At 40.9% G+C, this 15,691-nt stretch carries 12 protein-coding genes; 6 read left to right on the forward strand and 6 right to left on the reverse strand.

The features are described 5' to 3' along the window. Positions 1-17: 17 nt before the first annotated feature. A complete protein-coding gene (gene ileS, locus ACYQ3L_RS20500; RefSeq protein WP_379999819.1) occupies positions 18-3,431 on the reverse strand; it encodes an isoleucine--tRNA ligase in 3,414 nt (1,137 codons plus the stop codon). Positions 3,432-3,846: 415 nt separating this feature from the next. Between ileS and ACYQ3L_RS20505 the strand changes: the two genes are divergently transcribed. The 6 genes from ACYQ3L_RS20505 to ACYQ3L_RS20530 all read left to right on the forward strand — a co-directional run bounded on the left by ACYQ3L_RS20505 (position 3,847) and on the right by ACYQ3L_RS20530 (position 10,663). Then, complete coding sequence (locus tag ACYQ3L_RS20505) at positions 3,847-4,926, forward strand: hypothetical protein (protein ID WP_379999817.1); 1,080 nt, start codon at positions 3,847-3,849, stop codon at positions 4,924-4,926. Positions 4,927-5,234: 308 nt separating this feature from the next. Then, complete coding sequence (gene topA, locus ACYQ3L_RS20510; protein WP_379999815.1) at positions 5,235-7,568, forward strand: type I DNA topoisomerase; 2,334 nt, start codon at positions 5,235-5,237, stop codon at positions 7,566-7,568. A 53-nt stretch (positions 7,569-7,621) separates the two neighbouring features. Further along, positions 7,622-9,001, forward strand: coding sequence for a sugar transferase (locus tag ACYQ3L_RS20515; RefSeq protein ID WP_379999813.1), 1,380 nt, complete (start codon positions 7,622-7,624; stop codon positions 8,999-9,001). 12 nt (positions 9,002-9,013) lie between these two features. Further along, complete coding sequence (locus tag ACYQ3L_RS20520; protein ID WP_379999811.1) at positions 9,014-9,562, forward strand: nitroreductase family protein; 549 nt, start codon at positions 9,014-9,016, stop codon at positions 9,560-9,562. A 4-nt stretch (positions 9,563-9,566) separates the two neighbouring features. Further along, positions 9,567-9,905 carry a LiaF transmembrane domain-containing protein gene (locus ACYQ3L_RS20525; protein ID WP_379999809.1) on the forward strand — a complete coding sequence of 113 codons (339 nt, stop codon included), beginning with the start codon at positions 9,567-9,569 and terminating at the stop codon, positions 9,903-9,905. Next, positions 9,905-10,663 (forward strand): Rossmann-like and DUF2520 domain-containing protein, encoded by a 759-nt coding sequence (locus ACYQ3L_RS20530; RefSeq protein WP_379999807.1) that lies wholly within the window; start codon positions 9,905-9,907, stop codon positions 10,661-10,663. The genes ACYQ3L_RS20525 and ACYQ3L_RS20530 overlap by 1 nt, the downstream gene beginning before the upstream one ends. 14 nt (positions 10,664-10,677) lie before the next feature. On the opposite strand, the gene ACYQ3L_RS20535 is transcribed toward ACYQ3L_RS20530, so the two are convergent. From ACYQ3L_RS20535 to ACYQ3L_RS20555, 5 genes are all read right to left on the reverse strand, one after another. Next, complete coding sequence (locus ACYQ3L_RS20535; protein ID WP_379999805.1) at positions 10,678-11,199, reverse strand: KdsC family phosphatase; 522 nt, start codon at positions 11,197-11,199, stop codon at positions 10,678-10,680. Positions 11,200-11,218: 19 nt separating this feature from the next. Then, positions 11,219-12,316, reverse strand: a complete 1,098-nt coding sequence (locus tag ACYQ3L_RS20540) for an LptF/LptG family permease (protein WP_379999803.1) — start codon at positions 12,314-12,316, stop codon at positions 11,219-11,221. Between the two features lie 62 nt (positions 12,317-12,378). Further along, complete coding sequence (tgt, locus tag ACYQ3L_RS20545) at positions 12,379-13,509, reverse strand: tRNA guanosine(34) transglycosylase Tgt (protein WP_379999801.1); 1,131 nt, start codon at positions 13,507-13,509, stop codon at positions 12,379-12,381. Between the two features lie 95 nt (positions 13,510-13,604). Next, positions 13,605-14,951 carry a hemolysin family protein gene (locus tag ACYQ3L_RS20550; RefSeq protein WP_379999799.1) on the reverse strand — a complete coding sequence of 449 codons (1,347 nt, stop codon included), beginning with the start codon at positions 14,949-14,951 and terminating at the stop codon, positions 13,605-13,607. Positions 14,952-15,423: 472 nt separating this feature from the next. Further along, a complete protein-coding gene (locus ACYQ3L_RS20555) occupies positions 15,424-15,639 on the reverse strand; it encodes a hypothetical protein (RefSeq protein WP_006797659.1) in 216 nt (71 codons plus the stop codon). Positions 15,640-15,691 lie beyond the last annotated feature (52 nt).

Raw genomic sequence — 15,691 nt, forward strand, 5'->3', positions numbered from 1 at the left:
TATTAAAGATAATCCTTTTATCTGACTTTATCTACAGACACCTGTAAAATATAATCATCCATGTCTATTTCCTGGCCGTTTTTCACATCAGCAAGCTCTATGCTATCAGCAAGTACCTGCGACGCAATATACGCTTTATATTCTGACACCGTGCTCCTTATCTGCTCATTATCAGATATTATTATGTTTATCCGGTCTGTTATATCAAAACCGCTCGATTTACGAATATTTTGTATACGGTTTACCAATTCACGGGCAATACCCTCTTTTCGTAAATCCTCGGTTACGGTTACGTCCAACGCCACTGTCAACTTCCCTGCACCAGCGACCAGCCAGCCGGGTATATCTTCCGATATTATTTCTACATCAGCCAGTTCTATCGTTGCTGTCTGCCCTTCCACATCGAAAGTATAGCTGCCTTCTTTTTCAAACGCGGCAATTGCATCCTGCGGCATATTCTGTACCTCAACAGCCAGTTGCTTCATTATCTTACCATAACGAGGCCCCAGTTTCTTGAAATCCGGTCTTACTTTCTTCACAAAAATACCTTCCGAACCGCCAACATATTTAAGCTCTTTTACATTCACCTCATTCAATATAAGGTCGCGCACGGCTTCTATATCCTGTTCCTGTTTATCGTTGAGGATAGGTATCATTATCTGCATAAGCGGCTGGCGTACCTTCACACTTTCTTTGCGGCGAAGAGCCAATACTGCCGATGATATATCCTGCGCTATCTGCATACGTTCTTCCAAGGTTTTATCCACAACAGAAGCGTCATAAGCCGGATAATCCGACAAATGCACCGATGGCGCTTTTTCCTTTCCTGTCACTGATACCAGATCGCAGAACAGTTTATCCGAGTAAAACGGAGAAATAGGAGCCATCAGTTTTGAAACTGTTTCAAGACATGTATATAACGTCTGGTAAGCGGACAATTTATCTTTTGTCATTTCGCCACCCCAGAAACGTTTCCTGTTCAGACGAACATACCAGTTACTCAGGTTATCGTTCACAAAATCAGAGATCGCACGTCCGGCCTTTGTTGGCTCATATGTTTCGTAATACTCATCCACATCTTTTACAAGTGTGTTCAGCAGAGAAATTATCCAACGGTCTATCTCCGGTCTTTCGCTTACAGGTATCAGCTTTTCGCTAAAAGTGAAACCATCTACGTTGGCATATAATGCAAAGAACGAATAAGTATTATATAATGTTCCGAAAAATTTACGGCGTACTTCTTCTACCCCTTCTATATCGAACTTCAGGTTATCCCAAGGCGAAGCATTGGTTATCATATACCAGCGTAACGGATCGGAACCATATTTTTCGATTGTAGAGAACGGATCGACTCCGTTTCCACGGCTTTTAGACATTTTATTACCATTCTTATCCAGTACAAGCCCATTGGAAACAACATTATTGAATGATATGCTGTCCTTTACCATTGTAGATATGGCATGCAGTGTGAAGAACCATCCACGAGTCTGGTCAACCCCTTCTGCTATGAAGTCGGCAGGATAAACCTTCGAGAACTCCTCTTCACTTATATTCGGATAAAACACCTGTGCAAAGGGCATAGCGCCCGAATCGAACCATACGTCTATAAGATCAGCCTCACGTTTCATCGGTTTGCCTGACTCCGAAACCAATACTATATTATCCACATATGGACGGTGCAGGTCTATCTTCTCATAATTAGCCTTGTCCAGATTTCCTATTTCAAAACCCTTCCAGGGGATTTCTTTCATAAATCCTGCATCGACAGCCTTTTGCATTTCTGCATAAAGTTCCTTTATCGAGCCTATACATTTCTCCTCTTTGCCATCCTCTGTCCTCCATATAGGCAACGGCGTACCCCAATAACGGCTGCGGCTCAGATTCCAGTCCTGAAGATTTTCCAGCCACTTACCAAAACGGCCTGTACCCGTAGACTGAGGCTTCCAGTTGATAGTTTCATTCAGCTCCATTAAGCGTTCGCGACTGGCCGTAGTACGTATAAACCAGCTATCCAGCGGATAGTATAATACAGGTTTGTCCGTACGCCAGCAGTGCGGATAATTATGCACCTGGCGCTCTATCTTAAAGGCCTGATTAGCCAGCTTGAGCATTACACTAAGGTCTATATCGAGCGTATTGGCATCGGCAGGCAATGTATCGTCATATTCATTCTTCACATAACGACCCGCGTATTCTTTATATAAATCTACATTTACATTCGTTTTCAGATATTCAGGATCGATGTCTTCAAGACGGAAGTATTTACCTGTAAGGTCTACCATCGGTCGCTGGTTGCCATCTTTATCCAACAGCAACATGGCCGGTACGCCATTTTCTTTGGCAACCCTGGCGTCATCCGCACCAAAAGTAGGGGCTATGTGCACGATACCGGTACCATCATCTGTAGTTACAAAATCTCCGGTCAGTACACGGAATGCACCATTGCCCGGGTTCATCCACGGTATCAACTGCTCATACTCCATGCCTACAAGACCGGCCCCTTTCCACTCTCCCGCTATCTTATACGGTATCAGTTTATCTCCCTGCTTATAGTCTTCCAAAGCGATATCTCTTGCCTTCTCATTGAACATACTGAACATAAGCGATTTTGCAAGCACAGCAGTCATTTTATTGCCCGTATACGGATTGTAACTCTGAACAGCGACATAAGTGATATCCGGTCCTACTGCCAAAGCCGTATTCGAAGGCAATGTCCACGGAGTAGTAGTCCATGCGAGGAAATAAGCATCACCAAACTGAGACATCTCCGCTTTTGGCGACTTGATCTTAAACTGAGCTACACAAGTGGTATCCTTTACATCCCGGTATGCTCCGGGCTGGTTCAATTCATGTGTGCTGAGCCCTGTACCCGCAGCGGGAGAATAAGGCTGTATAGTATATCCTTTATAAAGGTATCCTTTCTTATATAATTCGTTCAGCAGGTACCAAAGCGTTTCTATATAACGGCTGTCGTATGTTACATAAGGGTCGTTCATATCTACCCAATATCCCATAATACGAGTCAGGTTTTCCCACTCTCCGGTGTATTTCATCACTTCCTTGCGGCAAGCGTTGTTATACTCTTCTACCGATATTTTTTTACCGATATCTTCTTTGGTTATCCCTAATTTCTTCTCTACAGAAAGTTCCACAGGTAAGCCATGCGTATCCCATCCGGCCTTACGGTTCACCAGAAAGCCTTTCATAGTCTTGTACCTGCAGAAAATATCTTTTACTGCACGTGCCATTACATGGTGAATACCGGGCATTCCGTTTGCCGATGGAGGTCCTTCGTAAAAAACAAACGACGGGGCCCCAGCGCGTACATCCAGACTTTGTTGGAATATGTTCTCCTTATCCCACTTTTCCAATATCTCTTTGTTGATATCGGACAAGTTAAACCGATTGTATTCTGAAAACTGCTTACTCATAGTGTGTATAAAACATACATTAAAAAAATTGAGGGCAAAGATAGTAAAAAGTTATGAGTTATAAATTATGTGTTATATGTTACAATATATAATTGTGATTTATTTAGAAAGAGAAGCCTGGTTCCCATAAATCAGGAACAAATTAGAAAGTAACATCTGCTCTAAAAAAATGAGTTTGTGGATAAACGGTTATGGGGATGGAAAACAGAAAAAGCCATAACAATGGGTTTTAACAGCATTTTAACTTCTGGTACCAGAAATAGAATATCAAGCCATACACACAATGTTTCATTCTGCTACTTAAATACCACTAAATGTTATCAATATTGGGTTATAAAAAATCAACAATATTTTAACATTTAAATTATAATACCTATCTTTGGCCAGTGGTTCAGAATATTATATAAACACAAATATGCAAGATTTTTTTAAAAACAGGGTGACTAAATTCTGGAAATCTTTTTCGGAAGAAGAATACCAAATTAGGGAAATGATGGATAACAAAGTTGAGGGAGAGACTCTCCTTAATTTTGTAGACAGTGTTTTACAAATTGCTTTCAATAAAGTTTATTTCGAAATGGGGATGAACAATGAGGGTAAATATGAACTTATATTAACGCCTGAAGGAGACCGCACCCGGCTGATGCTGTTACATTACTGGCTCCAACAAGCACCGCAACATCTACTAAAATACTGGAATTTTTATTCGACAAAGCCAGCTCATGGAGAACCGGGTGCCATAATAGAAATGTTCGATATTAGAATCGGAGAAGACGATATAACCGTCTATCCGGAGATAGACAGCGATAAAAGTAAAATAAACATCGAATTGTACAGCCCCAAACTTATGGAGCTGGATGAGAACAACCGTTATTCAATGTTCTTTATTTATCTCGACCAGTTTATAGGAGAACTCTATACGATGGAATATATCGGTTATATTCATTTTGTACAGGAAAAACAAAAGAAAAGGACTTCGGCTATCGCCGCCCTGAAATCATTTATAGACAGAGCCATTTCAGAATACGGCTGGCCAAAGTTCGATAATCCATGCGAAATATACAGCGGATACAGGATGGAACCGAACCAGGATGAAGGATGGAAATTGCGCGAAGATATATTTTCAGGTTATACATCATGCACACCCCTGTTAGACGACTATTATAACGGAGAAAATAAACGGTTTGACGAAGCTAAAGAAAACGGGGTCATTTTCGGTTTCCTTTTCTTCGAAAACATAAACATCCCCAGAGAAAATGTTGTTAATTTCAGAGGAGAAATAGAAGATAAAATTGCCGCAACAGTTATCCCATGTGGTATAGCTAACAGTCTGGGTGGCGCTACAGGCTTTCATTTTTCATATATTGACTTTATCATATACGATTATGAAACTTTCATCCCCATAGTAAAAGAGATAGTATTCAAACACAAGCTTGAAGGAGCCGGATTCTCCAACTTCACAATCGGTGCCGAACCCGTTATATTTAATGAATAAAAAAAGTATTCTGTCAACCAATAATTCAAAGCATTTTTACCGGATTAAATTATCGATACTTATAAAAGCACCAGGTTATTATTTCAGAACAATAAAAAATAAGAAAAGACAAAAAGCGTTGAGTTTGTTATCTTTTAGTTAAAATACGCCTTATCTGCTTAAATATTCAGACGTTTATTCGGGTTCAAAATTTTTTATTCTGCTTTTTAAAACAAAATCATTACTTTTGCGGTTCAATTAGAAAAAAATAACTTTCTGGATAGAAAATAATTTAATTCATTCTGATAATACAAGATAAGCCTTAATATATGCAAAAAAATTTAGTAATTGTTGAGTCTCCTGCCAAAGCCAAGACCATAGAAAAGTTTCTGGGCAAAGATTTTAAAGTGATGTCCAGTTACGGACACATCAGAGACCTGAAAAAGAAGGACTTGGGAATAGATTTGGAGAACGGCTATACACCACTGTATGAAGTTCCGAGTGACAAGAAAAAAGTGGTAGACGAGCTAAAAAAGGCTGCCAAAGAAGCCGATACTGTATGGCTGGCTTCCGATGAAGACCGGGAGGGAGAAGCCATATCCTGGCATCTGTTCAAAACATTGAAACTTGATGAGAAGAAAACAAAAAGAATCGCATTTCACGAAATAACAAAGGATGCGATACTCCATGCAATAGAAAATCCCCGCCAGATAGATATTAATCTTGTGGACGCACAACAAGCACGCCGGGTACTCGACCGTATTGTCGGTTTTGAATTATCGCCCGTGCTTTGGCGTAAAGTTAAACCTGCCCTATCTGCAGGACGGGTACAATCTGTAGCAGTAAGGCTCATCGTAGAACGTGAACGTGAGATCCAGGCGTTCCAGACCGAAGCGTCTTACCGTGTCACAGCTGTTTTCATTAAGAAAGAAAACGGTGTTGAAACTGAAATAAAGACAGAATTAAGCAAACGCCTGAAAACAAAGGAAGAAGCGCTTGACTTTCTTGAGAAACTAAAAGAAGCCAGTTTTAAAGTAGAAGACGTGGAAACAAAACCGATGAAAAAATCACCGGCAGCGCCGTTTACTACATCCACATTACAACAGGAAGCTTCCCGCAAACTGGGATTCCCGGTATCGCTGACCATGATGATAGCCCAGAAGCTATACGAATCGGGAAAGATCACCTATATGCGTACCGACTCGGTAAACCTATCGGGACTGGCTATCAATACTGCAAGAAATGAAATAGAATCCGTTTACGGAAAACAATACTCGAAAGTACGCCAGTTCTCTACCAAGAGCAAAGGAGCGCAAGAGGCCCATGAGGCCATTCGCCCGACATATATGTCAGAGCATACAGTATCCGGTACGGCTCAGGAAAAGAAACTATACGATCTTATTTGGAAACGTACCATCGCTTCTCAAATGGCAGACGCGGAATTAGAAAAGACGACTATAACAATAGGCATATCCAACAATAAAGAACTGAAGTTTACGGCTGTCGGTGAAGTTATCAAATTCGATGGATTCCTGCATGTATATCTTGAAGGAACAGACGATGAAAACATTGACAGCGAAAGTAGCCTGTTACCTCCGGTAAAACCACAAGAGGCAATGGATATGAAGGAAAGTATCGCTATGGAACGTTTCACACAACGTCCCAGCCGTTATAGTGAAGCTTCACTGGTCCGTAAATTGGAAGAACTGGGCATAGGTCGCCCATCTACCTACGCTCCGACTATTTCCACAATCCAGAACCGTGAATATGTAGAGAAATCAAATATAGAGGGTACAGAACGCCGGTACAATATACTGTCTCTGAAAAAAAATAAAATAACAGATTCCGAAAAAACCGAAATAACAGGAACCGATAAAGGAAAACTGATCCCAACCGATACAGGGATGGTGGTCAATGACTTCTTAACAGAATACTTCCCTGACATACTGGATTATAATTTTACTGCCAATGTGGAAAAAGAATTTGACCAGGTAGCCGAAGGAGAAGAAAACTGGACTAAGCTGATAGATAAGTTTTACAAGGTATTTCATCCGGTCGTGGAATCGGCAACCAATATGCAAACCGACCATAAAATAGGAGAACGCATACTGGGTATCGATCCTAAATCAGGCCGTCAGGTTTCTGTAAAGATCGGAAGATTCGGGCCTATGGCGCAGATTGGAGTTCAGGAAGATACGGACAAACCTCTTTTTGCAGGTCTGCAAAAGACTCAGTCAATTGCCACCATTACTCTTGAAGAAGCCTTGAAATTATTCGAACTACCCCGTTCAATAGGTGAGTTTGAAGGTAAAGATGTCAGTGTGGGCACAGGCCGCTTCGGACCGTATATTAAGCATGACGGCAAGTTTATATCGCTGCCTAAAGGATACGATCCTTTTAGCGTAGACATAAACATGGCTATTCCCCTCATTACCGACAAACGGCAAAAAGATGCAGAAAAGGTTATCAAAACATTTACCGAAGATGCCGATCTACAGATATTAAATGGTCGTTATGGCCCTTATATAGCATACAAGAAAAATAACTTCAAAATACCGAAAGGCACCGCGCCTGAAAGTCTCGATTTTGAAGCATCGATGAAGATAGTAAACTCTACAGAAGAAAAAGCAGCCAAGACTAAAGGAAAAGGGAAAAAGAAATAAGAGATTGCATCCTATTCAAATTGTTTGAATAATTTTGAATAATATTGTATTGAATGAATAAGATTTTAGAAAAGATATTCGGATACAGAGGATATAGAATTATAATACCCCTGATAGATTTGGCCGTTATTTACGGCTCATATATCTTAGCTTTTTATCTTTTCAAAGATACTCTTGATAATTTTACACTTAACTATAATGCTTTTAAAGCAAGTATTCCTTTTATCATTGTCAGTTATCTTATTCTAAGCCATATATTTGAGCTTGACAAGCCTAAGGACTTTACTTTTTTCGGGGTTGGCTACACGGTCGTTCTGGTTGTAGGTTCGCTCCTGTTTACAACAATGGCTATCAGCTTCTTTATCCGGGAATTTGCATTCCCCCGGAGTATCCTTCTAGCCGGAACCATCTTTCAGCTCGTAGTTATAACCTTCTGGCATTTATTCGCGAGCCGCATGTATTTCCGGGTAAACAAAGGGAAATCGGTGCTGGTTATCGGTTATGAAAAGTCTCAGGCTCTGGCTTACAAGCTACTGGAATCGAAAGGAATGTGGTCGCAGATCAAGCATGTTTGCTCCCCCACATATTCTAAAGTATATGAACTTATTGACGAATGCGACATTACGTTTATTACTGAAGACGTCGAAGAATCGTTGAAGCAGGAAATAATACTTTACTGTGTCGAAAACGATCATACGGTCTTATACCAGCCAAAAAATCTGGAAATACTCCAGTTTAATGCCAACTTCCTGCAAATAGACGATTCCCCCGTATTAGATGTAAGGGAATTCGGTCTTTCACAAGGAAGTGAAACAACCAAAAGAATCATCGATGTTCTTTTAGGGAGTATAGCACTCGTTATATTTTTCATTCCGTTTGTATTTGTTTATCTGTCCTTAAAAATAGGAGGTGGCTCAGCTTTTTATATACAGGAAAGAATAACCCGTGACAATAAGGTATTTAGAATATACAAATTCAGGACAATGGTTGAGAATGCCGAAGCCATTTCCGGCCCTGTACTAGCTCAGGATGTGGATAAACGCATCACCAGACTGGGACATATACTGAGAGCGACACGCCTGGATGAGATCCCTCAGATATTCAATATTCTCATTGGAGATATGAGTATTGTCGGGCCACGTCCCGAACGTCCATTTTTCGTTAAACAGTTTTGTGAAGAAATGCCAGAATACGGTTTACGCCACAGGGTAAAAGCCGGGCTGACAGGATTAGCGCAGGTACAAGGTAAATACAATACTTCGGTAAGGGATAAACTAAAATATGACCTGCTGTATATCAATGGCTATTCTCTGGCTCTGGATGTAAAGCTAATCATGCAGACATTGAATATACTACTCCGCAGTAACAGCACGGAAGGTGTTAAGAGTGTCGAAGAACTTGGTGACGAAATAGAGCGTCTTACCAGACGCTGAATAAATATTCTTATGACTGATTTTCAACAACTGATAATAAGCCGGCGCAGTACCCGTAAATTCACGGAAGAACCGATTAGCCCGGAACAGGTGGAGATAATAATGAAAGCCGCATTGATGTCCCCCGCCTCCAAGAGTGCTAATCCCTGGCAATTCCTTTTGGTGGAAGATAAGGAAATGCTGGATAAATTGTCGTACTGTAAAAAATCGGGCAGCAGGCTGATTGCCGGATGCGCCTTGGCTATTGTGGTGCTGGCCGACCCTCTTACCAGTGATGTCTGGATAGAGGATTCGTCCATAGCATCCATTATGATACAGCTACAGGCCGAAGATTTGGGCTTGGGCAGTTGCTGGATACAGGTCCGTGAACGATACACGATGAGTGATACCCCATCGGATGAATATATCAGAGAACTATTCGATATCCCGATGCAACTCCAGGTCTTATCTGTAATAGCAATAGGACACAAAGCCCAGGAACGACCGCCTTTCGATGAAGAAAAGCTGCAATGGGAAAAGATACATATCGGTAAATTTAATATAGACCAATTAGCCGAATAATATTATGGCAACAAGTTCGAATAAAGCGTCCAACGACCGTCTGTCTTACGGAATAACCATCCTCATTTTCGGGGTATTATTCTTATTGGACAAATTAGGGTTTCTCAGGCAGATACCTTACGGACAAAAACTTATCAGTGTCGGTGTATTCTTCCTTATAGGAGGAATCGTATTCCTGATAACACAACCCAAAAAGATCCTTGGCTGGATATTCCTCGGAATAGGTATCCTTCTTAATGCCGACTTGTTCTTCGGCTGGCTAAGTAATTATTCCAACCTGATAGTCCCATTAGGCCTTATTATTGCAGGAGTAGCAATGGTACTGACCGCAAAGAAGAACTGATGAAAGTTGTATTCATAGGTGCCGGAAATGTAGCTACCCATCTTGCTACAGAACTGTATAGAAAATCCTTTGATATTATACAGGTATATAGCCGCACTCTGGAGTCTGCATCTGCTTTAGCTGAGCGAGTAAATGCGATTCCTGTCTCCGATATAGCTTCGGTAATCAACGATGCCGACCTGTATATCTTTTCGGTGAAAGATTCGGTACTGGACAGTATGGCTTCTCAATTACCAAAAAACGATGGCATATGGATACATACCGCGGGAAGCGTACCTTTAGATATATTCAGCAAATACACAGGCAGCTATGGAGTAATCTACCCATTCCAGACATTCAGTAAAGACAGGATCGTAGACTGGCCTGATATTCCTGTTTTCATAGAAGCATCCGATGCCTGTACTCTGAATACATTGCAAGCTATTGCCAGTCAACTATCCGATAAAGTATCAGAACTATCGTCCGAAGACAGGAAATATATACACCTGACAGGGGTATTTGCCTGTAACTTCACGAATCATATGTACACTCTGTCCGAATTGTTCCTGAAAAAAATAAATCTTCCTTTTGACGTAGCTCTGCCTCTGATAGATGAAACCGCATCGAAGGTACATTCATTAACTCCCGGTGAAGCACAAACCGGCCCCGCTATCCGTTACGACAAGAATATCATTGATAAGCACATGGAAATGATCGAGGACAAGAAAATAAAGGAAATATATAGGCTAATAAGCGAAAACATTCACAGAATGAACTGACAGACAAACAATTGCTACCAGCCGAAAGCTTCCTCACTCATCCATTTACCATGTACTTTCATTACCTGCTCGATTATATCGCGGGCAACTCCATGCCCTCCTTTGAAATGTGAAATATACCGGGCTATACTTCTTATTTCATGTGCGGCATCTGCCGGGGCAACAGGTAATCCTACCGACTGCATTACATGATAATCTGGTATATCGTCTCCTGCATACATAATCTCTTCCGGCTTATAACCTGTCTTCTGTATATAGTCGTTAAAGTCATGTATTTTAATCTTCGACTTCATATAGATATATTTTATCCCCAGGCGCGAGAAACGCAGCCTTACAGCCTCCGTATCGCCTCCTGTAATGATCGCTACGCCATATCCATGTTTTACGGCAAGATTTATGGCATACCCGTCTTTTATGTTCACCATACGCATCGGCTCACCCTCAGGAGACAAGGGAATGGAATCGGGAGATAAAACCCCGTCTACATCAAATATAAATGCCTTGATCTTACTAAGGTCATAATTTACAGTACTCATATGTATATATTTTTAACTCTTAATTCGGAGCTCTGGAATACAGATATGCAGCTATCGCGATAAATACCAGATTGGGAATCCACACAGCAAGCCACGCAGGCATAGTCCCCGATACGGCAAATGACGAACTGACCGTCTGGAACATAATGTATGATACACTAAGCCCCAACCCGATACCGATATTAAGCCCCATACCACCTTTCACTTTACGGGCCGACAAAGAAGCCCCGATAATAGTGAGGATAAACGCGGAAAATACAGAAGCAAAACGTTTGTGAAATTCAATCTCGAACTGAGTGATACTCACCTCGCCCACCGTCGCAATACCTTTATCTTTTTGCCGCTGTATATATTTATATAACGCGGGAGTGGTCATTTGCTCGAAATCGTTTACAGATATCAGAAAATCGCTGGGCACAACATTCAAGGTCGTATCTATTTTATCCCCGTTGCTGATTATCTCTTTCATGCCTTCCAGTTCCCGTATCTTATAATTATACAGTTCCCAGTGATACGCGCTGTCGTATTTTATACGTTGGGCTGTCAGACGTGATTTAAGTTCCTTATCTTCAATTTTGTCGAGAGACAGGTTATATCCTTCCTTCGTCTTATTATCGAACCGCTCTATATATAAAATAACACCTTTATCCACCTGAAGCTGAATCCCTGAAGCGTATTCCACACTCTTATCCCTGACGTACTTGTTCTGAAACTTGATACGGGTTACATTGGCAGGAGGGATTATAAAACTACTGAGAACAAATGAAAAGACCGCAATTATTCCCGCCGATATCATATATGGCTTCATCAGCCGTTTAAAACTCATCCCATTCGATAACATGGCGATAATCTCGGAATTATCCGCCAGTTTGGATGTGAAAAATATAACGGCTATAAATACAAACAGGGCACTGAAGAGGTTCGTATAATAGGGCACAAAGTTGACGTAGTAATCAAATATTATCGCTGTCAACGGAGCCTTTTTATCCAGAAATTTATCCAGTTTCTCATTTATATCGAATACGACAGCAATGGATATAATAAGAACAATGGAGAATATATAAGTCCCCAGGAACTTCTTAATAATATATTTGTCGAGTATCGAAAGTATTTTCATTTTCAGCTACTTCGCCCTCCGGGCAGTTACAAGTTACAACCAGACAAGTTATTCTTAATTCTTTAAATTTTCCTGCTCACTTTTTCTACCATTTCTTTCTTCCATCCGGAGAAATCCCCTGCTATAATATGCTCACGGGCTTCTTTAACCAGTTGCAGATAGAAAGCCAGATTGTGTATAGAAGCTATCTGTAATCCTAATATTTCATTCGTAATAAACAGATGACGAAGATATGCTTTTGTATATAAAGTATCAACAAATGATGCCCCATTTTCTTCGATCGGAGAAAAATCGTTTGCCCACTTCCTGTTACGCATATTCATTATACCATTACGGGTAAACAGTTGCCCGTTGCGTCCGTTACGGGTAGGCATGATACAATCGAACATATCCACACCCCGCTCTATGGCTTCCAGAATATTGGCCGGCGTGCCTACTCCCATCAGGTAACGGGGTTTACCGGCCGGAAGTATTTCGTTTACCACCTCAATCATCTCATACATTTTTTCGGTAGGTTCACCTACAGCCAGTCCTCCGATCGCATTCCCGTCCGCACCTTTCGATGCTACATTCTCTGCGGCTCTGCGGCGTAAGTCAGGATAAACACACCCCTGCACAATAGGAAATAAGGCCTGCTTATACCCGTATTCGCATTCTGTGCCGTTAAACTGAGTAAAGCATCTATCGAGCCATCGTTCGGTCAAATCAAGGGATTTCTTTGCATATGTATAATCGGCATCTCCCGGCGTACATTCATCGAAAGCCATAATGATATCCGCGCCTATCACCCTCTGAATATCCATAACGGATTCCGGTGTAAAAAAGTGCTTCGAACCATCTATATGAGACCGGAATATAGCGCCTTCTTCGGTCAATTTCCTGTTTTCGGCTAAAGAAAACACCTGAAATCCTCCACTGTCGGTCAGTATCGGCTTGTCCCAGCTATTGAATTTATGCAAACCGCCCGCTTGTTTAAGTATTTCCAATCCCGGACGCAGATACAGATGATACGTATTCCCCAGAATTATCTGCGCTTCGATATCATTCTTCAGTTCGGTCATATGTACGGCTTTCACCGCTCCCTGAGTACCCACCGGCATAAAAACAGGGGTCTCTATCTGTCCGTGATCGGTTGTTATAAGTCCTGCTCTGGCTTTGGTTTGCCCGTCAGTATATTGAAGTTTAAAATCCATTTATTTTAGTTACAAGTTACAGAGTCTATACAGACCATGCAAACCGGACTTGCTTCATTTCCAAATTTGCTAATTTTCGAATTCTCAAATTGACATCAGATTTGAGTGGTCCTTGATTGTTCAGCATCATCTGCGTCCCCTTTTGCTACCAGGTCTTTTAGCTGAACCACAACAATCGATGTCTTATTTTTCTTTATCACCGTAAACTGATAATCCTCTGCTTCCAGTTTATCGTGCGTATTAGGAATACGGCCGAATTTATCGATGAGATATCCGGCAAGGGTATCGTACTGCTTATCTCTGTCTATCGGGTGCGGCAACTCATCGTTGATGTCGGATATGGCAGCCGTAGCTATTACCGAATAGATATTTTTTCCTGTTTGTTCTACAAACGGAATTTCGTTATCGTATTCATCCTGTATTTCACCGACAAGTTCCTCGAGTATATCCTCCATAGTGATAACGCCCTCTACTCCGCCATATTCGTTCAGTACCATCGCAATTTGCTGATGCTTTACCTGAAACTCTTTCAAAAGCTGGCCGATACGTTTTGTCTCGGGAGTAAATGAAACAGGGCGTATGATAGAACGGATATTCACATTCCCGCTGCTAATGCGCATCTTTTTCAATATATCTTTCAGATGGACTACCCCGATAGTGTTGTCTATATTATCCTCGTAACACGGAATACGGGAATATCCTTCCTCTATTACAAATTCCAATGTCTTTTCATCGTAATCGTTCACGTCTATAGATACCACCTGCGTACGCGGAACCATTATCTGGCGCGCGGTACGTTCCGAGAAATCAAATGCATTCTGGATAATATCAAATTCTGTACTGTCTACCTTCCCGCTTTCCTTTGCCTGATCTACCAGATAGCGCAACTCGTCGCTGCTATACACTTCCTGTTCCGAAACGGTATGCAGTCCAACCATCTTGAGTACAAGATTGGCAATGCCATTCAGTAACCAGATGAACGGACGGCAAATCCAATAGAAACCATGCAGAGGATATGCAACGGCAAGCGTTGTCTGTTCTGAACGCTGGATAGCCAATGATTTAGGAGCTAACTCTCCTAATACGATATGCAATATAGTGATTATAATAAATGCTGTAATCAGCGATACTGTAGACAACACAGACGGGGCAAGTTCAATATTGAACAGTCCGATTATTTCTTTGATTATCTTGGATACCACAGGCTCGCCTATCCAACCTAAAGCAAGGCTGGCAATGGTAATACCAAACTGGGTAGCAGCCAGATAGGAATCGAGATGTGTTACTATTTTTTTTGAAAGAGCGGCTGCACGACTGCCTGCCTGAGCTTTCAATTCAAGTTGAGAAGACCTAACTTTTACGATTGCGAATTCCGCCGCAACAAAAAAACCATTAAGAAATACGAATAAAAGAGTAATTAAAATCGATATGAAAATGTCCATATTCTAATATGAATGATAATAATGCAAAGATAATATAATTGTGTATTCGTTTAACAAAAAACAAATTAAACAACGATGAAAATATAAATAAATATTAAATAGAAGGCTTTACATTTATTGACTATATACCGTTAAAATGTAACGAAAGTAACAGAAAATCAATTATAAATCAAATCACTGGCTGAAATAAAATTCACAGGAATGAGGTATATGTAATTTTAACGTTCAATTCTTTTCAACTACGCGCAATCAAAGATTGCCTGTGTTCCTTTTGGGCAATGCCAAAAGGAAGGACAAGTCCGACAGGGCGTGGCAGCAATAAGTTAAAAGCTTTCGAAAACAAATAAGGAGGGGAATTATGCTGGAAAAGAATTGAACATTAAAATCCAACTACCTATTTGCATAATATATTATCAGGCTATAACTTATAATGACAGTCCTACTTACCAAAGTTACAAATAGGCGCGCGACCCTATTTCCCTTTATTGCTGTTAAATAAATCTTTTTTGAAAAACAGGACGCGTATAAGCCAAAGCACAAAAAAAGTAACACATACGATGGCGATAGTTGCCCCCGAACGCAAAATTATACTCAACGAAATAGGCTGGATATCCCACAGGGCCAATACGGTAAGGGTGGCTCCCGTAAGAATTATAACAGCAGATAATATACCGATAAAAATTTTCATAAATATTTACTGTTAAAAGGTTTATTCTTTCGCAAAGATAGAAAAGTATGGA

The sequence above is a fragment of the Dysgonomonas termitidis genome (assembly GCF_054657735.1).